Origin of the sequence: Mesorhizobium sp. M0077, from assembly GCF_040322955.1 — a bacterium.
GTDB lineage: Bacteria > Pseudomonadota > Alphaproteobacteria > Rhizobiales > Rhizobiaceae > Mesorhizobium.
The window spans coordinates 284,274-303,207 of record NZ_JAMYUL010000002.1 but is presented as its reverse complement, the minus strand read 5'-3'; the positions used below and the strand labels follow the sequence as shown (position 1 = coordinate 303,207).

Here is an 18,934-nt window from a genome sequence, read left to right as displayed (position 1 = left end):
ATTGCGTATTCCTGCCGTCTCTGTCTGTCACTTACGGTTGTGCGTTGCGGTGAGCATCAGGAAACCCGCGGACCTGACGTCGCGTCGGCCGGAGGGTCTGTTTTTCTGGGCGCAACTGCAGAAGGAGCGGCCCGCCGCACTTCCGCTTTCTGCTTCCTGATCATTTTCTGAACTGATGCCTTGTCGTAGGCCCAGGCATTCGCGCCTTCGGCCTCAAAGCATTCGACCAACTGCCTGTTATAGAAGAACGCTCCGACCGTTTCCGGGAGCAGGGTCGGCGCGATTCCGGCCAGCCTGAGAAGCGCACGGACCTGCTTGTGATGCATCAACGTCTTCTGGCAGAGCTCGCCAAGCGAAACGAAGCGCGTCCTGAATGCCTCTGCGCTCTCCCGTGAAACGACCGGGATCATCCGCCTTGCGTCGGGACTGAATTCTTCGACGAGGGTAAGGTGGCCTGCCTCGATCAACCTGTTGACGACACGCTCATGCGTACCGGGAAGGAACGCCTCGGCCTCCGCTTTGGTAAAGTTTGTGCGCGTCTCGCGAGAACGCACGATCCGCGTCATCTCGTCGGCGTCCAGCAGCAGTGCCATGTAGTCCGTCCTGCCAACTAGCCTGCCTTTCCAACTCAGCTTCCCCGTGAAGACCATGTCGAGAAGGTCTGGAATGCTGCAGGAGGACGCACGCCGCGCGCCGATAACATCGACCTGACGCTCGGTTGGCTTTAAAATCTCGCAAGCGCCGTCGAAAAGGTGGGTCCGAAGCTCTTCGACTGCTTCTGTTGAGAAACGTCGCTTCGCATTCCTTCGAGAGCCTGTATCTGCCAATGCAGAAAGGTGCCCGCCGGCGACCAATGCCTTCAGGTGTAGGCGGGGAACGCCGAGAAGCTTCTCGACCTCCGGAGCGGTGATCGCATCCTTGAGCTCGGAAACGACTCGATGGACGTCGCCGGACGTGGCGAGGATGCGATGGTCCATGACCCCGGATCGCTCTCCCGCGCCGTCGATGCCCATCCGCTTGAATAGCCGACGGATGGTGAGGGCATGCACGCCGGAGTCCCGGGCCGCGGTGCGAACCGTGTGGACCTTGCGGTCGCCCGCTGGCTCTCCGAGCACGTCGGTCCCGGGTTCGATCGGCATGGTCGCCAGGGCGAAGTGGCGCACGGCGTCGCGCAGTTTGGCGTATGCCGGGTCGTCCACCGTCTTTTGGAGCAGGCCGTATGCATAACCGTAGGTGTCCCGTGGACCCCAGAAACCGCGCGTCGAAGACTGCGCGTCGTTGAGCCTTCCGAGAAACGTGCGAAGGGATTCCTCACCGACGCTGGCAATACGGAATCCTTCATCGGCGGCCGCGGCCCAGTCGGAGGCGGTGAACTGCGCGACCTTGACCTTGGGCTCGTGCAGCGAGGAAACGCCGAGAGCCTCGCAGAACGGGGCCGCCACGTACAGCGGGAGGTCGTCCAGCCAGTTCTCCTGCGACCGCACACCGCGGATCCGTTTCTGAAGCCATGTCTGGAAAGGGGAGGCGGGCGCAGGGATCGCCGCGTCAGCAATCTGGTGAAGGCTCGGAATCAGCCCATGCATCGTGCCGCTGAAATCGAATGGAGCGAAGGGCGTTCGGATGGGGTTCGTCGCGGTAAGAAGGACATTGTGGCGATCGCAGGACCGAAAATGAGACAGGGTCCATTGAAGGCGGAGCCACGGTCTACTGGACGACGGACCGTCATAGCGGTCCATGTCCTCCCGCGCGCAGCGGGCACAGAACCGGAAATACGTCCGGTTGACCGCAAGCCGGACGACTGTCTCGTCGGCTACCTCGTAGAATCTGCCGCCCTTGGGAATAGGCGTAAACCTCAGCAGGGTATCCGGGTCTGCCCGTCCAAGCGTGGCGATGTCTCGCACTGCCGACGGGACACCCTTGTCGAGGCTCCGCTGATGGATGCTCATGTCGCGGAGGAGATCCTTCAGCGAACGGCCATTCAGGACCGCCAGGCGGGACGCGAAGCCCGCCGCCGGTTCCTGATCCTCGAGCGGATAGGCAAACGCAAGCGGTTCGAGAATCCGCCCGTTCGTTCTCATGATCAGTGGTCCTCGATCATGAATAGGCCGGGCTCCAATCGAATCCAGTCGTCTACAAGGAAGGGGTTCATTTCGTCATGGCCGCGGGCCTGTGAATGTTCGATGTAGGCTAGGGCGAAATGGTCGCGCGTCAGAGCGGCAGCGTTTTTCGACGCCGCTTGCTCAATCGCGGCGAGGATCACCTGAGCGATCCGTCCGTACCGATACCTGGCCGCATGCGCGATACGGTCCGGGAGGTCGCTTTCCAGCACCTTGCTGGGGTTCAGCCCGGCCGCTTCGCACATAGCGGCCACGACATTGAGGATGAGGATGCGCTCCGCTGGAAGAACGACATCCGGAAGGTGCAGGTGTCGTGCGCGCCGCTCGATCTGCTCGTCAAGCTTCGCGAGGGAGGTGATGCTTGGCATGCCGGACATGATGAGGCTGACAGGCCACGGCGTGTAGTTCATGACGCCCTTGAGCGCCTTCCTGACGGAGTCCCGCTCCTTGTCGGATTCGGTCAGCTTCAGCAGGTGCTGCGTTTCGTCGATATGAATGACAAGAACCTTCCGCAGGTGGAGCTGCTCGGGGAGGATGTCCCATACCTCGCCTTGCTCGTACTTGCGGGTGATCTTGTAACCTGCCTTCCGCAGGATATTCAGCCCTAGGAACTTGAGGGTCGAAGGTCCCATCAGCGTAAGGGAAATCACGGGTTCGATGGTGCCATACGACTTCTTGATCGGGGCCAGCGTGAGGTTTTCCTCAAGCATGCGCTCCACCAAGGTAGTTTTTCCCGCGCCGCTTTCGCCGGTGACGAACAGGATGCGGCCGTCGTCTCTCCGATTGTTTTTCTTCGCCAGCATCATCGCGACAAAGCGGGAGAGAGTCTTTTTGGCGACGTCGTCCCGTCCGCAGCGCACGTAAACGCTCTTCGCGCGTTCCAGCATCTGCTTGACGCGTTTGTCCTTCTCGCTCAGGCGGCTCTCGATCGTATCGAGAAAGTCGTCGTCGGACATGGCATCGTTCCAGTCCGTCACGGGCGTACCGTCGGCACGCTCGTGATCTGCACGGAGCCCCTGATCGGCAAGTTGACGCGTCATTCGTCGTCTCCGTCGTAAAGGTTCATGCTTCCGCCGAACGGCTTCGGCTTTGGTGAACTTTCTTCGTGGGGCGATTCCGGAGACGGGAGGGACTTCTGCCCGGTATCGACACGGCGTCGCGTCGAGAGCGCGACGATTGTACCCAAACCGTCGCCCTCGGGTTCCTCGGCCGCATGTTCAACAGACCCAAGTCCTGCCCTGCCGGAGAACACGATCCGAGCTTCGATCAGATCCAGCGTCTTTTCCGTGATTTCGTGGGTCGCGATGGCGGCCCTCTTGCGGACGTTTTCGGCCAGATCAAGGAAGTGCCGATGGGCATCGATGCGGATCGTTCGCCCTGCTGCCTGCTCGGCTTTGACGAACTCGCGCACCGCCTGCTTCGCCAGGAGCGTTTCAGCAAGCGTCTTCCCGTTGCCTGTGCCGTCCACGCTGGGAACCGTGAGGAAGTGCTGGTCTTCGGGGACTCCTTTGATCCGACCCCTGAACTGCTTGGGAATCCGGACGTATACGCCGCCCAGGTCCTCAGGTTCGATGATGACGTCGACCTTCTTCTGGCCCAAGAGAGCATAGAGATGAGCGAGTTCCAGCGAGTTGTATGAAATCCCCAGAAACTCGACGCCGTGCTTGCTGATGCTGCGATCCTTGCGCCGCAGCCCGAAGGCAACGGCCAGTTGCTGCTTGGATGGGGCAGGCGGCAGGCCAGCCTTTTCAAGCTCCATCCACTTGCCGTACGGCGTCCGGCCCTCGAGGCCACGGTGGGGGCGGAGATGGTAATAGTCGACGATGAACACGATGAGGGTCTTGTAGAATTCTCCGACCGTCAGCGCCGCGAGCTGTTCCGCCGGATAGTCTCCCCGTTCGACAACGTTCGCGAACGCTCGTCCGGCGAAGTAGCGGCAAAGGCGCTTCATGTAGCGGAAAAAGGCTTCGACCGTGCCGCGCATGCGGGGGTCTTGCTCTGGGATCACACGACTGACGTTAGCGCGCATCGCTGCGTCATCGAATTCGCTGCCGTACGCCGGTCCTCCGTCAGTCGCCACATAGGTGGGGCGGCCATGCATATGCCAAGAGGCCTTTGCGCCCGCCGCAGCCGCCAATTCGGTCTTGTCGACCATTACCGACCTGAGCGCCGGCTTCGTCGTGGCAGTCGAGGGACTGTTGATGGAAAGGTTGAACCCGACGATGGCGCGGGACGCGCAGCAGATTCCCGCCGTAAAGGCCATCCGGACGCGGGGCACAAGCTTTCGCTGCTCGGGCTTCAAGACCTTCCAGATAGCGGAGCGCTCAATGAGCGCATGGAGGTCGACTTCCCAGTCGTCCATTTCGACCCGGCCCAACGCCGTGGTGACCAAAAGCCCCTTGCCGACCGGTGTGTATTTCCGAAGAGCGTAGTCGCTGTCCTCACGGCCGGCGTCGACCATAAAGGGGTCGAGCGCATGAATCCTGCGGCGAATGGCGTTGTCGCTGGCGTAGACATGCTGTTGCGGCGGAAGCCTTTTGTTGATTTCGTGGAAGGCCAGCTCAACGTTCTGGCAGATGTCCGCCATCTTGGGCTTCAGGATGCTGGCAAACTTTTGGACTTCAACGGCAATCACCGCGGCGGCGCGGGGGTCGAGTTGATCCCGGTTTCCGCAGTTCGAGTAGCGCGGACGGAAGCTGTCCATGCGGCAGTGCCCCGCAATGAACTTTGCCATCCATTTCTTTAGGGAGGGAGGGCTTGGGTAATCGAATGCCTTCCGCACTTCGCCTGGGAGTCGCCGGCCGGGCCGCCGTCGCTCTCCGAATGTGTCGAGGTACCAGCGATCCATGCGGTCCGCGTTCTCCTCAATGAAACGCGCGCAATCATCGATCGTGCGGCGAGGTCGCCAATGCCCTTCGACGTTTGCCGCGGCGTCCAAGAAACGAACGCACCACTCCTTCTTCCAGGCGACGGTCCTGAGATCCGCTTCCGAAAGATCGCTGAGGTCGGAGTCGTCGAACCGTACCCGCAGGATGCCGAGGGCCTTAGAATAATAGCCTTCGTCGATGCGAATGCGCTTCGAACGGATCAGGCCGTTGATCTCTTTGTCCGTCTTTACGACGAAGAAGTCCTCGGCGATCAGGTCGCCGGTCACGGGCTGCAGTACGTGCGAGTCCTTGACCTTGCGCTCGACCCTGAAGGACTGACTGTCGATGACGAGCCTGTCGTGGCGGCCAAATAGGTGAGGTCTTTCGTAGCCTCCCGCCAACACCGCCGGGTTCATCAGTTTCACGCACGCCCCCATTATCTTGTTTTCCTTCGCCTTTATTGGGTTCCCGTAAGGATTGAATTAACGGAGCACTTCGCGTGCCGCGAGATTGACGAGGAGCGCGTTGTCGGCCAGCCGGACGTTCGCCGGAACCTTCAGGAGTCCTTTCTGGACCAAGGCCACAGCGGCGCGTCGCCCGCGTTCACCCAAGCCTGTCACGCGGACGACGTCGGCGAGCAGGACCCGCGCGGGAAGCCCTTGCAGCGCAGCGGTCACGAGCGCCTGGCCTTCGAAGTCGAAGTCGGACGCATACGCCAGGATTTCCCTGGCGTTCTCGATCTGCGTCAGTGTCAGGTCTTTCTCGGTCAGGATCCGGAACTCGTCGGCGAACCGATCACCCTGTTGTTCAGAGACAAGCCGGAGCGTTTCTCGGAGGTCGTCATCCACGTCCTCCTTGTACTTGACGGCGTAGGCGATCCTGCCTGATGCCGTTCGCTGGACGAAGTCGAAGTAGTGCCTTCGCTTCTCGCCGTGTTGGATGTACTCCGCTTTCTGCTGTTCGCGGATCTCCAGGGTTTGGGGCAGGGTGACGAGGACTACAAGTACGGACTCTTCCAGGCCGCTGTCGAACCGAATGGTCCTGCGGCGGAACGGATCGACCACGGCGCCTACCTTGGAGCCGCGCTTCCTCGGTCGCGGCACACGGTTGGCTACGCTGTCCTCGACGTCTACCGCAGAGGCATCCCGGCCCCAGTCACGTGTAGCGGCATCGGTATAGACCAGCCCCCGGACGAGCTGCGGACCTCGGCCACCTGATGGTTGGCGAGCGCGTCGGAACGGAAGCTGAATCCGTGGAAGGATGTCTTCAAGGCTTCGGCGAGCAGGAGGTTATGGCAGCGCATTTTCGTTTCCCTTGCGACAATCGGAGCGCCCCGCCAACAGGCGACGTACGCATTGATGAGCCGACCGCAGGCGACGGGAAGGATTCCGACAGCAGGCGGAACCAGACCCGACCTTCCGGTCATGGAAACGTTCACGCAAGCCGTCGCGGGAAACCGCCACGTCATCCATCGATCAAGGGGAGGGCCGAAAAGCCGGGCTTGAAATCCGGCGGAACATGCCGGGGGCTTCAGTTCTGTGCTTTGCGGACTTCCCGCAGTGCTATCGATATGTTCTTCGCGAACATGAAATTGTCCTCTCGAATGGTCGCTTGAGCGCGTGTCCATTAAGGGCCCGCAACCGGAGCGGCGAATACGGCGTCAAAGCGGAGCGTGTCAAAAGAAAATCTTGGAGAAGGTTACGCCGATGGGTCAGAGGATCCGGCGGACCTGGCGACCGTCCGCCGGGGCGGCCAACGCGTTGAGCAAACATCGCGATACGGCAGCGGGTGCCGCCTGCTCAGCCAGCGGCAGATCATCTGTCCGTTGGGAGAAAAATGTTTAGAGGCGAGCTGTTTACTCATGACTACGATCCTTCCTGGCTAGATAAACAGGCTAGCTGGGGAAGGGCGAACCGAAGCCGATGTCAGCCATCGGCATGAATCATACCGATGGCTTAAGTTCTGGCTTTACGGCCGTCCTGCCCAACTATCGATATGAATTTCATCATGGAATTCGGTTCCTTTTTTCCGGCAGGCTTGGTGCCGGGAGCGGCGTTTTGACGGCAAAGGATTGAGATATGGTTAGGAAAACTCATCAAATTCGATAGGATCCGAACTTCTTCGATCGCGATATCGAAATCCTTGTCTTCTTGGTCAGGGTGCCGCGAGAGGTGGGGCAAATGGCAAATGATACCGACTTGCAGTCAAAGTGGAGACTGGTTCGCTGGCGAACTAACTGGGATAGTTGACGGGGATTTTTCGGATTGCCGAAGGCCTAAGGCAGGGCGTATGCGACATCACAAGTAAGCTTTCCCAGCGAAAATTCGGCTTTCGTCGCGAAATGTTTACTGTTTCTCGGTAGGCCACTTTATGTCATAGGAAGCGTGAATTGAACATTCTAATTGAAGCTCGGCAAGGAAAGTTGTTCTTCCACGTCAAGCTTGACGACGGCAGCGAGGAGAGCGGCTTCGCCCCCGAAGGGTGTTCGTTGCCACATAAGCCTCGACTCACCCCCATTGAAATCGTTGATGTTTATCTAGCGGTCGCCAATGGTGTTCAAACCGTCGCCACATAAGTCTCGATTCCGGGCGGCCATCGCCACATGAATTTGCACCATGCTCAGGGCGGCCTTCAAAGCACAACCTCCGGTGTCATGAGGCCAAGAGCGAATCTCAGTGGAATCCCGCCCAAGCAGAGAGTGCAAGGGATTGATCTAGAATTCGAACTCTTCCTGTTGTTTCAGACCACGAATCCGCAGATACAGCAGCCTGACACGACAGCAGGAATCCTGAATGGCGGAGCGGCGGATTTCAGTAACATTCGACGCGGATGGCGAGATCGTCGTCTACGCTAGGACTCGCAGCGGGAAACCACTGTCCGCGATTGGCCGGGGCGGCTTCGACGACATGATGGAAGAACTGGCGCACGACGAGGACTTCCACGATCTGATCGACGCGGCAACCAGCCTCATTCGCTCGATTCCAAACGGCCGTCGAGTGGAAATCGAAGACCTTGGCGGACTTCGGTTTTCGATCTTCGATTTGTCGGGCAACGCCGTGTTCCTCGACCTCATCGGCTTGGATAACGCTCGCGAAACTTTAGAAGGGATTCCGGAAGCTGCACGGTCAGTGCGTGATCCGGGGTCTCCCTGAACCGCTCGGCATTCGCGATCTCGTCCGCGGTCACGAACTTCACTGGGCCGTTATTGACGATCAAACGTTGAACATGTGGATGTTCGAGGCTCATAACGGACCCTGTTCCGTGTCTTGCCTCGGCGACTTCCCATCGTTCCAAAAGCGAGCGAGCCGCCTCGACGAACTCGGCGGCAGACGGCGGGTTCTCCCGGTGTTCCAGCATTGGCTTGTAGCGACGGAGCATTCCCCTGAGACTGCCAAGCCTCCCGCACTCAGCCGCGAACACTATGGAACTGATAATGTCATCAGAAAGAGGGACCTGCAGAGCCTTCTCTCGCCAGCTTGGCTGTCTCTCGACCAATTGACCAACGACCGCGTCACAGCCTGCGCGTCCTTTGTTTGCCGAACGGTCTTGATTTCCGGCCCCTAGGTCAGCACCGCTCATCACATTTCCTTCCAGCGTTGGCACAAGCCTATCTGAATGGTTGCCGGTGCTGGATGTCGGCGCAAGCTCAACCGCGCTGGGGTTACACATCGCGAAAACTGGCGATTAGGTCGAACGACAGACGCGGCTGTCCTAGAATTCTTGGTTGGCGGCGCTTGGCATCGTTACCTGATCGATGTCGTTTCTGCCGCCAACTTGATTGTTCAAATTCGCGATGCGCTGGATGCTGATTTCCACCGTGGTAGCGGTGCGGTCCACTGACCGGCTGTGCCAGGAGGATGCCCGCCAATGCTCGATCAGGGACCTGGCTTCCTTAGCGCAGGATCGCCGAGGACGTTTCACTACCTGCATGGCCGTCTTGCCTCCAAGCTGAATCCTTCTTCCATGGTGTGGTGTTGGTCTTCTGGACGCAAGCGCTGGCCGTCGGATTCCGCACCTCCGGTACCTGCATACGCTTGATTCCGGATGGGCGCTGCCAGGCTGTCTGGCAGCGCTCCGATCCGATCTTGCTGGGAATGGGTATTGCACTGGCGCTCGTCACCCACGGCCCCCCCTCTGCCATTCAGTTATCGACGAATTCACGGGTGTCCGCACCCTGTGTTGACAGGGCTTGACGTTTCCACTACACATGTGTCCGCACCATGTTGCAACACGCTGCGAGAAGGAGATCGGCCTTGACTTCACAGAACACAACCAGGGTCTCGCTGAGGCTAAAGAACGATGTACATGGGGCGATCCTGCGGCGGGCCGAGGATGCGGGTCTCGATCCTTCGGCGTACATGCAGGACATTCTTGAAAAGGCGGTAATCGAGAATCTGCCGGAGGACCTGCGCCTCAGGATCGAGAGGGAGAGGGCACTCTACGATGCGGCCCAGCGAAAGGCGCGGGAGGCATTCGCCGACGGCGTGTTCGATGAGCATTTCACCAGAACCGTGTTCCGGCTCCTGGTCGAGGACAGTGATACGCGAAGGCTCTACGAGGACGTGATCGGCGCCGGGGCCGGAGCCGACGGCGCGCCGGGGAAGACCCCCGTCAACATGTACCTGGGGTGGTATATCAAGAACGCCATCGGGGCCAAGCCGCAGCTTGGACCAGACGGCAATCCTCGCAGGGCGTTCGTCAGAGGCGAACCAATCAAGAGCTACACGCTCCTGACCATGGAGTGACGAGAGGTAAGCCTGAGCGGTCCCGCGTTCGCCTCAATATCCGCCTCTGTTCCGGCTTCTGGTGTCATCCACCATCTTTTCCCGATAAATCTCGCCTAAACGGGCCTTTGCGCGCCACGGGCGGGCTTTTTGAAGCGGGACATCGTAGTCTGGATCATCACGATCCAGAACCGCCACCGCATAGCAGGGGATCGGTGAGGCTGGACAAAGTGCCGACCATTTGCCGTCGGGCCCGAGGATACCCGCAGGTCCCTTCGGTGCTTTTTGCGCAGGCGTTGCTGCGCTGATCCACAAGCAGTTCAAGCCTGCATGTGCCCGCAACGCGGCCTGAAAGTATTCCGGAATTCCATAGGATGAGAAAAGCACGGCATCCGTCCCGAGGCGTTCGTATTCGCTGAACACCTCGGGGAACTGGGATTCTATGCATATCGCGCAACCGAAGCGGTATCCGTCGGCCTCGAAGATGATCGGTTCGGTACCGGGCGTGTACCAGTCTGTGACCTCGCTGTGAGACAGGAACCGCTTGTCATATCGGGTGAGTAATTCTCCAGATGCCGAGAAAATGTAGAGGCTGTTGTGGGGGCGGTGTGTCGCCGACAGCCTGTGAGCCCCGCCGACGACCGCGAAGATGCCGAACTTGCCGCAGAGAGCGGCGATGCCCCGAAGCTCGGCTTCCTGGGCGCTCCAGTCGAAAGACACCCAGTCATTGGGCTCCGCTATCTGGAACTTCGAGTATCCGGAAAGAGCGCCCTCGCAGAAGCTGACCAGCCTCACGCCTTCTGAAGCGGCATCCGAAAGCACTTGTCTGATGGCTGCCCCGTTCGCGGACAGGTCCTTTGAAACAACGGTTTGGGCAGCGGCGATCTTCACGGTCTGTTTCCCTCAAATCATGGATATTATTGTCCGTTGATTTGAAGGACTTGAGAACCGATAAATCTTACAAGACTGCTTTTTGTGGCACTGTTCCGTAATGCCATAAAACTGACTTGGAGCACTTCGTTAGTTGATGAGTGCCGCCGAGCTGAGCGAATTCGGCCGGAACTTGCCCGCTTTCGCAACGAGCGTCCTCAGGTTATCGTTCAGCTGTCGCTCTACGGAAGCGACATCGCATTCCCAGAATCCCGCAAGCGCCGACACCGTCTCCGCAACCGCTGCCACCGGATAGTGCTGTCCCGACGTCGACGCGAACGGCGCGTCCGTCTCAGTGAGAATTCGGTTCCTGGGCATTTTGGAAAGCAGGCTTGCAGCGCGTCTGCTCCGGACCATAGGAAGGCCTACGGAAAACCATGCACCGATATCGGCAGCCTTCTCGGCATGCGGAACGGATCCAGAGAACCAATGTAGGATTGGAATGCCCGATCCGGGATTCCGCGCAAGCGCTTCGAGTACTTCCCCGCTGGCATGCCGGCTATGGATGGACATCACGCGACCGCCCGCCTGCGAGCACGCTCGCAAGAGCCTGTCGAAGACATCCTTCTGCAGGTCAAGGTGGCGCGCGAATTCATCGCCGCCGTCCAGGCCTATCTCACCAACGTATTCGCTCTCGCCCAGCAGCCTGACAAACAGCGGCACCTCGCCATGCCGCTCATGAACAAGCTGGGGGTGAAGTCCAAGGGCTGTCCTGATCCGCTTCCTGCCTTTGGCGAGCTGGGCCGTTTTAGGGAATGCCTTCGGCGTGTTCGTCACGGAAAGCACGTACATTCCGGCGCGCTCTGCGCTATCCGCGGCAAGTGCCGGGTTCGGAAACAGGTCAAGGTGGCAATGAAAGTCGATCAAGGCCCGAACCCTTGGCTCCTCAAGTAGGTTCCGACCTCCTCGAGCCCACGCTTGTGGACGCCGAACCATCCCTCACGTTCTGCACTTTCCATTGGCAAAGGTCCACTCGAGATCGCTCGCTGCCGGAGACCACTTCCATCGCGCGCCGTCGCCACAAGCATCGCCATCACGTCGTCACGGATGTCGGGCCTGTCCCACGCCAGCCCGAGGTCGGGATATTGGTAGTTCGTGGTATCCTTTATGCCTGCCTTGGCGAAGGCAGAACGACGGATGAGGCAGGGGACGCAGTGCCCGCATTGCTGGCTCTTGCGCTTCCACTTACCACAGGAGACCGTCGAAAGCGCCGTCTGTGTCAAATCCTTGCCCGGGTTAAGTCCCTTTAGCATCTCGCCCTTCGTCATGTGGCGGTATTTGTTCTCCAGCTGAACCGGGAGGCCGACCTTGTCGAGGATTGCCTGTACCTGAGCGAGAAAGTGAGGGTGAGTCGTGCGGGTGCTGTGCGACCCGATCCGCCGCCGGGTTAGAGGAGCGTTGAGCGCGATGAAACCATTTTCTGGCACGTAAAGCTTGATATCGTTTTGGGCGGCTTTCACCGATGATAGGGCGCTGGCTCCGATCACACCGTAAGCCAAGAACCCGAGGCTGCGGGTCCGCATGCTAGTATCATTCTTGTTCGGTCCGCTGAAGACCGGGTTGGCGTTTGCCTCGAAGCGGGGGAGGGTCTTGCCCAGTCCCGGAGCGACGTTCTCTTGGTAGCTCTTGTCGCCGCGGTATGAGTGGCTGATCAGCAGCGGCTTCCGCCCATCCTCGATCAGGCGTTGTGCGCCAATCATGCTGTCGAGGCCGCCGGAGAAGAGGCAGGCGCAGTCCGTCGCACCGATACCGATATGGGTCCGGAAATGTCGGAGGATACTGTCCTTGGATGGAGGTGCCTTCCCGCCCGTAGAAAAAGATAGCTTCCACTGGTCGCCACTCAGGAAATTCAATGCCTGCTCGAGTTCGCCAGATACGCCCTGCCAGACTGCAGGTCGCGCCACCGGAATTTGGAGCGAAAGTTCGCGCGACCATCCGTTCGCTGACCTGGATTCTCTGTCGATGAACGTGTCGGCAGCGACGACCGCGAGAGCGATGGAGAGAAAATCGAACGCGACCGGATCGATGGGAGCGCCAAGCCGGGTCGCAGCCTTCTCAAGTCGGTTGCCAATCGATCCGGTTCCAAGGCGGGCAGGCCGGGAGCCAAAAAGATGCACATGGACGGTATCGGCAACGTCGGTAGGCGGGATGGAAGCCTCGTCCACATGGAATTTCAGCTTAGTCATCGTAGTTCTCCCACTCCTGCCAAACTTCGGTGACCGTTTCCCGCATGAACCGATGGACGTCGGCTCTATTCAGGCCTTTTTTTCCCTCCATTTTCGGACCAAGCTTCTCATCGACAATGACGCGGATCAGTTCAAGCAACTCGGCTTCGGCTTCCGGAGTCCTCTTCTCGTCCGGGGCGTTCGCCCACGACCCGCCGACCTCTTCGACGATCTCCTGAAACACGGCTTGCGATAGGTATTCGGCGAGAATGCGGTGAACCGTCTCCTCATCGAGGCGGTCGGGATCGAAATTCTCGTCCTCGCCGAGTACCTCAAGCATCGCTTCATCGATAGCCTCGCGAATTCTGTCCGCATCAGCATTGTCGGGCGCGAGCGCCTCCGCGAGACGCTGACACACGACGTCGAGCGGCTGGCCGGTCAAGGATTCCTTCGAAAGCCCTAGCGTGTCGGCTTCAGCGCCGTCTCCACCCAGCGATGACAGCACCGAGTAGAGGTCCCCGCCCGTGGTGTAGACGGAGCCAAACCGCCGAGGTCCGACCGAGCTGCCGCCCGTAGAGGTACGAGCATAATGCCCGAGAGCGCGCTGCAGGGTGGCCTTGTCGCCTCCTTTCAGGTAGCTTCCGAAGGACGTGCGGAAGGCTTGAAAGCGTTTGGGAGGCGGCATCGGCAATGGCGTTCCCGGCTGGTCGTCAGCCCATGGCGGGACCATTGGCTGATTTCGTCCCGATCCCTTCGACGAAGAAGACGTTCCCATCAGCTATGCCCTCCCGTGTCATCCTTCATTAGCGCGGTAATCCATCTGGGGACGCGCGGGAGCCCTTCGACAAAGCGAACAAGTTTCTCGTGGGCCATAGGCCAACGCCTTGCCAAGAGCACAGCGCCGCGGAAATCGTCTCGCCCCTTCGCCCAATCGGAGTTACGGGCAAAGGACCCAATCATTTCGTCCATGGCCTCGCCTGCCTCCGCAGGGTCGATCTCTTTCAATGCCTGTTTCGACGCAGGCGAACTCGTCGTGGTGGTCTTCAGGAGCGTCTCCACCGCCTTTTTGGTCTTGGAACTCAGACGTGACGTGTCGAAGCGCATGGGTAACGTCTCACGAGCCAAGTAGACGGCGGGCCGGAGGTCGATCTCGCCCAGCGGCGGGTGAAGCTTGACCCAGTCAGAGACGAACGCAGCGAAATCGCCCCAATCCTTGGGAAGAAGCCCAGGGATGTCAGCCGCCTTCGAGGATTCAAGCTTCGCGAGAAGCGGGACCTTGCCGTCAGGAGCGCCGCTCACGAGGCGGTTGAACTCTCGGATTGCGTCCTCACTCGTGCAGCGCTCAAAGAGGACCAGCTTGGCGATGATCGCCTCGTCGAGCGCCATATTGCGGCGCCTCGCGACAGAGGCTCGCATGCGGATCACGTTCAGCATCCGCTTGACGATGCGGGGATTTCCGTTGATCCGCTGCGAGAACGCCAGAAGCCCTGCTAGCCGATTCATCGTGTCCAGAGCGCGTCTCAGCTCGTGTGTGGCCGGAATCTCAAGTCTCGCGGCCACCTGGTCGACATCAAACGGTGGGTCGTCTGACCAGCTCTGCCTGAGCTTGTCGATGAGGAATTTCCGTAGGCTTTCGAGCTTCCCCGGATCCACGCCGGACCGTGAGGCAGCAAGCATGAAGAGGTAGGCCCGCACTTCTTGCAGGCCAAGCTTCGGGACGCGCACGGGAACCTGGATGAGTTTGTCGAGATAGTCGGAAACATGCCGATCACCCGGGCTCGAGAAATGCTTGGAAACAGCGTGCCGGATCATCTCTTCGTCTGCCGCCACTATGAAGGCCGTGCGCGGAAGAAACAGGAATAGCCGCATCGCCTCGAGTGTGGCGATCGCATTCGCCGGCAGGCAACGGTCGAGGTTATCAACGAATACGACGAGCTTCCGATCTATCGACAGCAGCAGGTCACTGAACTCCTTCCGGAAGGCTTCGATCTCCTCCGGCGGATTTCGTTTCTCCTGCGGACGGAGAAGGCCGGAGGCCCGCCCCTTGACTTCCTTGGCTGCACCTTTGAAAGCTGCGACATCCTCTTCGTCGGCATCGGCCTCCTAGATGTGGGCGAACGCCCCTGCCGCATTCGTAAACATTCCGAATGTTGGTATCCAGGCAGCAAATGCCCCGATGTCCGCGGCAATTGCGAAGGCTTTATGCTTGTTGGTCCGCCTGTAGAGGCTGACAGCCTTGTCTTTGAAGCCTTCAGGGGTCGCGTCGTACAAGCTCTTCGCGATCACCGACATCAAGGCGGACTTGGCTTCGTCGAAATCCTGATAAAGCCATGCGTCGAATGGGACGATCAGGTTCCGCTTGTCCCCGGAGAGTTCCTTTGCGACCAGCTGCAGGACGCTAGACTTGCCAACGCCCCAGCTGCCATACACGCCCAAGGAAATCGGCAGCATGGAATCGTCGGAGATCATCTCGCTGATCATCTCCGATACTTCCGAATAGTTCAGGTAGTCGACATCGCTTTCGCTGTCTGCCCACATGTCACGCCCCAAAATGCCCGAAAACGAGGGTGAGCTTTGGGGAACCATGCGTCAATCGCTTAAACGTCCGCTCAACAGGAAGTTGCACGGCGTATGTCTCATCAGTCGGCTGCCGAACCTGATCCACCGAAAGGAATCGATCACACTCGGGATCTCAGCTCTGCGGCGGCGTTCACCCTGTCCTCCTGCCTTCCTAACCCCATCCGGATGAGATGCTTCCTGATGGTGGGGGTCGATACGCGTTCGCCTTCCTCAGCCAGAACCTTCGAAAACGTGCGTGGTCCGCCCATTGGATTGGCCAGCGCGAGTTCCCTGATCCGATCACGCGATGCTTGTGAGGTGTCTCGTCGCCGCCTCTGAAGCAAACGGGCTGGTTCGAGGAACCGAAGGCCCATCAGGCCAACGCTTCCAGGCTTCCGGCAGACTGGCGCCAGTTCGCCCGTCGCGGCCATCGCCACCAGCCTGCCGGATTCCATGCGCAGGCGCCTGGCGCACACGATCAACGAGATCGCCTGCTTGACCTCACCTTCCGGGATGTCGCCGAACATGTTTTCAAGGAATCCCTCAACCTGAGACCTCGCGTACCTGCTGCCCCGCATTCCGCGGCCGGTCACGTTTGCGAGCCGATCCAGGACGCCGGCTTTCACCAAGGGGCCGAGCTGACCCGGAGGAAGGCCAAGGATGCCATCTGCCTCCTGTGTCGTGATGACGTCGTCCATGAAATGCCGGATGCGTGTAGCCTCTCCATGATCGAAATGAACCCGTGCCCGATACCATTCCCGCTCGGGCAGGATGCCGAGCTTGTCCGCAATGGCAGCAACCCCGCGGCGAACGATCCCTAGTTCTTGTGCGAGGGCCTCGATCCCGATGTCGTCGCTATAGAAGTCGGCGTCCGAGAATTCTCGCGGCATAGTACGGTTCTCCGCCGCGAGGGCTTTCTTCATCGCCTTGTTGAACAAGTTCGACATTCGGGGGGACAATGCGAACCGATTGTCGGTAATCCAGCCGAACGCAACGGCATGGCCGCGACGACGGGACTCCTCCGGAACCTCGCGGCTGAGCCACATTCGGAGCTTGCCCACGAGACTCGCCGGACCATGAAACAGAGCCTCGAATCCGATTCCCGGGTGGGCCTCTAACGAGGGTGGATGGCGTGCAGTCCTCGGCGAACCAAGTAGCCGCCCGAGCATGTCGCACGCGTCGATAACCTCCTGCAGCGACATGTCGTCCAAGAGAGGGGCAGGGCGCGACTCACAGAAGCCAAGCCGGGAGAGGACATATCCGGCGAACGTGCCTCCGGGATATTGCCGGGAGACCCCCTTCCTCCCAAGGTACTCGCCCTTCGGGGAACGATCGAAATACGGCCACCACCACATGAGCGGACTCCCGTCGGGAAGCGAATCCTCGATCCGCATCCGGTGGAACGGACATTCCGTGATTGCCAGGATGTCCCACCAGAGCCGATGGTAGGCGCTCTCCCCGAGGCAGGCGGGACAGAAGCGCCGCTTCGAGATGGAGAACTGCTTGTCCCGCAGAAACTCGCCACAGAGCCTGATGCCGTCCTCCTGGTCACGGGCGTGGAGTGCCGCAGCCTGTCGCGCCAGCTCGCGGGAATAGGCAGTTGAAGGATGACACCCAGCTGCTCGGCAGGGACGATGTCCCTACCGTTCATGCCGATCTCGTTTGCGTACACCCGCGAGCTGCCGTGTTCCTCCTCCGCAACGAGACGCCCGAAATAGCCATGCGCCGGCTCGTCAGGATGCGGTTCGATATTCCAGATGGAGAACGGTCGTTGAAGCGCCTCCTGCCGTGTCATGCAGATTCTCCCGAGCGGTTGTCGTAGAATGGACGATAGGTCTCGCCGACTTTCATCCGGATAATTGCAGCTGCTTGCAGGTGCTCCATCATGATGCATGCGGTGCCGTCGTTGATGGCACGCAGCGCCGCGTCGGCGATGATGTTCATGACGCGGCCGATCTTGCCCTCCGAGCCGTGGTAGAAGTCTGCAGCCTTGCTCGGATTCGCCAGACCCGACAGCTTGAGGAACGGAAGCCTCCTGTCGATGCCGTGCAGCAGGAGCATGAACTGCTCCCGTTCGTCCTCGATCTCCCACCTCAGGGGCTTGGTCTCCCAATGCGGGAAGTCGCCACTTCCGTTAAGCTGGTCCGCACCTTCAATAAACGCCTGGAGGCCCGGCAGACCCGCCAGAAGCACGTTGCAGGAACCGATGTCGGCAATCCCCTTCACCAAGCTCTTGAAGGTCGCCTGCACGCGTCCTTTCGTTTCGAGCAGAAGGAAATGGGAGTCATCGATGATAACGAGTTCGGTCCCGACCTTGAGCAGCCGTCGCTGGCTGGCCGTAATCAGCGCGGGAGTCTTCATCGAAGGTACGGACTTTGCGCCCGTGGCCATGAAGACCTGTTCGGCGAAGTGGTAGGGTGTCCAGTCGCCGCGGGCTTCGAGGTAAACGACGGGATATTTTTCTCCCTCCTCAAGAACCTGAACGGGGTAGTCGGCTGCGTAGTGCTTGCAGATGTACGACTTGCCAGATCGGGAGGCGCCGATCACGCCCCCGATCGCTCCCGTGCCGTGCGTCCCGCCAACAACGGGGTGGTGGAAGCGGGCGACCTCCGACGACACTTCCTTGAAAAGCGGATACTCGAATAGCAAGTTCTCGACCATCCACTGACGCTGCGCTGCGGGAAGCGCGGCGGCGGTCCCACGCTCCTCGTCGGTGTCGAACTTGGTCGTGTGGAACCGGACCTCAGAGGGTACTGCAGACATGGGTCACTCCTTCGTCAGGGTTGAAGAGGTCGGCGTCATCCCCGCATCCGGTGATGACGCGGGGAAGCTGTTCAGGAATTCGGGGTGCGGCAGGACCAGGCTGCCGATCGCGTTATTCGAGCGTCCCGGAGGCCTGTCCGGGCGCGTGGTCCCGCATGCGGGGAATGACGGCGTGACTGCGCATCAATCGTATCCCTCATGCTTGGATTTCAGGAATGCGATGTCCTGTAGAGGAGCCCGCGGCAGCGTGTTTCTCGATGCCGCCTTTCGTGCGGGCTTGCTCCCCGCGGGCTTCGGAACCGGATCGCGTTGCACGCCGTGTAAGTTGGCACGGTGAAATTGCCTCCGGTCTCAGGACGAACCGCAGTCTTGCTTGCCCGAATTGACCGCGGCTCTGCAGGAGCAGGCGACAGCGGGTTGGCCACGTCCAGTCGCTCGGAGCTGGCATTGGGGCTGGTGACGGCCTCCACGAGCCTGCTGCGGGCCACTTTGCGGGCCTGCTGGCTCATGAAACGGGCAAGCTTGAATCCTGTGCCGTGCTTCCGGCGGCGCTGGTGGATCTTGACGAGGCCGAGCTGGTACTCGTCCTTGGCCTTCTCAAGTTCGGCGGCGTTGGCAGGCTGGCCGTGGTTCTCGTTCCAGTATTTGACGAGAGCGCGGTGCTGGAAGAGCCGAAGCCCGTTGGCGTAGCTGTAGTCGGCCGAGCAGGCCGGGACCTCGATCGTGGTCTTGCGGTAAGGATCCCAGAGCCATGCCCGACCGAGATCCCCAGGATCACGCACCACCCGGTATTTGGTGCCCCTGTGCCG

At 60.1% G+C, this 18,934-nt stretch carries 16 protein-coding genes and 1 pseudogene; 3 read left to right on the top strand and 14 right to left on the bottom strand.

Going from position 1 to position 18,934, the window contains the following annotated elements; genetic code table 11:
• Positions 1–56 precede the first annotated feature (56 nt).
• The 4 genes from NKJ57_RS05640 to NKJ57_RS05625 all read right to left on the bottom strand — a co-directional run bounded on the left by NKJ57_RS05640 (position 57) and on the right by NKJ57_RS05625 (position 6,048).
• Positions 57–2,078: a TniQ family protein gene (locus tag NKJ57_RS05640; RefSeq protein WP_352511225.1), complete on the bottom strand. Its 2,022-nt coding sequence runs from the start codon at positions 2,076–2,078 to the stop codon at positions 57–59.
• A 2-nt stretch (positions 2,079–2,080) separates the two neighbouring features.
• Positions 2,081–3,157, bottom strand: a complete 1,077-nt coding sequence (locus NKJ57_RS05635) for an ATP-binding protein (RefSeq protein ID WP_352511224.1) — start codon at positions 3,155–3,157, stop codon at positions 2,081–2,083.
• Positions 3,154–5,400 carry a TnsB C-terminal domain-containing protein gene (locus NKJ57_RS05630; RefSeq protein ID WP_352511400.1) on the bottom strand — a complete coding sequence of 749 codons (2,247 nt, stop codon included), beginning with the start codon at positions 5,398–5,400 and terminating at the stop codon, positions 3,154–3,156. The genes NKJ57_RS05635 and NKJ57_RS05630 overlap by 4 nt, the downstream gene beginning before the upstream one ends.
• Before the next feature lie 66 nt (positions 5,401–5,466).
• Positions 5,467–6,048, bottom strand: a complete 582-nt coding sequence (locus NKJ57_RS05625) for a PDDEXK family nuclease (RefSeq protein ID WP_352511223.1) — start codon at positions 6,046–6,048, stop codon at positions 5,467–5,469.
• A 1,325-nt stretch (positions 6,049–7,373) separates the two neighbouring features.
• On the opposite strand from NKJ57_RS05625, the gene NKJ57_RS05620 reads away from it, so the two are divergent.
• Complete coding sequence (locus NKJ57_RS05620; RefSeq protein WP_352511221.1) at positions 7,374–7,559, top strand: hypothetical protein; 186 nt, start codon at positions 7,374–7,376, stop codon at positions 7,557–7,559.
• A 217-nt stretch (positions 7,560–7,776) separates the two neighbouring features.
• Complete coding sequence (locus NKJ57_RS05615; RefSeq protein ID WP_352511220.1) at positions 7,777–8,136, top strand: hypothetical protein; 360 nt, start codon at positions 7,777–7,779, stop codon at positions 8,134–8,136.
• 559 nt (positions 8,137–8,695) lie between these two features.
• Here the strand turns inward: NKJ57_RS05615 and NKJ57_RS05610 are convergent.
• On the bottom strand, positions 8,696–8,914 hold the full coding sequence (locus NKJ57_RS05610) for a hypothetical protein (protein ID WP_352511219.1): 219 nt from the start codon (positions 8,912–8,914) through the stop codon (positions 8,696–8,698).
• Between the two features lie 323 nt (positions 8,915–9,237).
• On the opposite strand from NKJ57_RS05610, the gene NKJ57_RS05605 reads away from it, so the two are divergent.
• Positions 9,238–9,729 carry a hypothetical protein gene (locus NKJ57_RS05605; RefSeq protein ID WP_352511218.1) on the top strand — a complete coding sequence of 164 codons (492 nt, stop codon included), beginning with the start codon at positions 9,238–9,240 and terminating at the stop codon, positions 9,727–9,729.
• A gap of 33 nt (positions 9,730–9,762) precedes the next feature.
• Here NKJ57_RS05605 and NKJ57_RS05600 read toward each other — a convergent pair whose 3' ends face one another.
• The 9 genes and pseudogenes from NKJ57_RS05600 to NKJ57_RS05560 form a co-directional block, all read right to left on the bottom strand.
• Positions 9,763–10,599, bottom strand: coding sequence for a carbon-nitrogen hydrolase family protein (locus NKJ57_RS05600; RefSeq protein ID WP_352511217.1), 837 nt, complete (start codon positions 10,597–10,599; stop codon positions 9,763–9,765).
• 129 nt (positions 10,600–10,728) lie between these two features.
• Positions 10,729–11,505 carry a Qat anti-phage system TatD family nuclease QatD gene (qatD, locus tag NKJ57_RS05595; RefSeq protein ID WP_352511216.1) on the bottom strand — a complete coding sequence of 259 codons (777 nt, stop codon included), beginning with the start codon at positions 11,503–11,505 and terminating at the stop codon, positions 10,729–10,731.
• The gene (gene qatC / locus NKJ57_RS05590) at positions 11,502–12,824 is read right to left on the bottom strand and encodes a Qat anti-phage system QueC-like protein QatC (protein ID WP_352511215.1); all 1,323 of its coding nucleotides are present in this window, start codon (positions 12,822–12,824) and stop codon (positions 11,502–11,504) included. The genes qatD and qatC overlap by 4 nt, the downstream gene beginning before the upstream one ends.
• Positions 12,817–13,488 carry a Qat anti-phage system associated protein QatB gene (locus NKJ57_RS05585; protein ID WP_352511213.1) on the bottom strand — a complete coding sequence of 224 codons (672 nt, stop codon included), beginning with the start codon at positions 13,486–13,488 and terminating at the stop codon, positions 12,817–12,819. The genes qatC and NKJ57_RS05585 overlap by 8 nt, the downstream gene beginning before the upstream one ends.
• An 89-nt stretch (positions 13,489–13,577) precedes the next feature.
• Positions 13,578–14,798: pseudogene (locus NKJ57_RS05580) on the bottom strand (KAP family P-loop NTPase fold protein); the annotation flags it as partial.
• 108 nt (positions 14,799–14,906) lie between these two features.
• A complete protein-coding gene (locus NKJ57_RS05575; protein WP_352573663.1) occupies positions 14,907–15,341 on the bottom strand; it encodes a P-loop NTPase fold protein in 435 nt (144 codons plus the stop codon).
• Between the two features lie 140 nt (positions 15,342–15,481).
• The gene (locus tag NKJ57_RS05570) at positions 15,482–16,756 is read right to left on the bottom strand and encodes a hypothetical protein (protein WP_352573661.1); all 1,275 of its coding nucleotides are present in this window, start codon (positions 16,754–16,756) and stop codon (positions 15,482–15,484) included.
• A 397-nt stretch (positions 16,757–17,153) separates the two neighbouring features.
• Positions 17,154–18,125 carry a TniB family NTP-binding protein gene (locus NKJ57_RS05565; protein ID WP_352511210.1) on the bottom strand — a complete coding sequence of 324 codons (972 nt, stop codon included), beginning with the start codon at positions 18,123–18,125 and terminating at the stop codon, positions 17,154–17,156.
• Positions 18,126–18,334: 209 nt separating this feature from the next.
• Positions 18,335–18,910 (bottom strand): hypothetical protein, encoded by a 576-nt coding sequence (locus NKJ57_RS05560; RefSeq protein ID WP_352511208.1) that lies wholly within the window; start codon positions 18,908–18,910, stop codon positions 18,335–18,337.
• Positions 18,911–18,934 lie beyond the last annotated feature (24 nt).

Bases quoted from the DNA above. Each gene is read 5' to 3' on its own strand.
- NKJ57_RS05615 (WP_352511220.1), top strand. From the start codon at position 7,777: ATGGCGGAGCGGCGGATTTCAGTAACATTCGACGCGGATGGCGAGATC.
- NKJ57_RS05585 (WP_352511213.1), bottom strand. From the start codon at position 13,488: ATGCCGCCTCCCAAACGCTTTCAAGCCTTCCGCACGTCCTTCGGAAGC.
- NKJ57_RS05565 (WP_352511210.1), bottom strand. From the start codon at position 18,125: ATGTCTGCAGTACCCTCTGAGGTCCGGTTCCACACGACCAAGTTCGAC.
- NKJ57_RS05570 (WP_352573661.1), bottom strand. From the start codon at position 16,756: ATGCGGATCGAGGATTCGCTTCCCGACGGGAGTCCGCTCATGTGGTGG.
- qatC (WP_352511215.1), bottom strand. From the start codon at position 12,824: ATGACTAAGCTGAAATTCCATGTGGACGAGGCTTCCATCCCGCCTACC.
- NKJ57_RS05630 (WP_352511400.1), bottom strand. From the start codon at position 5,400: ATGAACCCGGCGGTGTTGGCGGGAGGCTACGAAAGACCTCACCTATTT.
- NKJ57_RS05575 (WP_352573663.1), bottom strand. From the start codon at position 15,341: ATGTGGGCAGACAGCGAAAGCGATGTCGACTACCTGAACTATTCGGAA.
- NKJ57_RS05640 (WP_352511225.1), bottom strand. From the start codon at position 2,078: ATGAGAACGAACGGGCGGATTCTCGAACCGCTTGCGTTTGCCTATCCG.
- NKJ57_RS05610 (WP_352511219.1), bottom strand. From the start codon at position 8,914: ATGCAGGTAGTGAAACGTCCTCGGCGATCCTGCGCTAAGGAAGCCAGG.
- NKJ57_RS05635 (WP_352511224.1), bottom strand. From the start codon at position 3,157: ATGACGCGTCAACTTGCCGATCAGGGGCTCCGTGCAGATCACGAGCGT.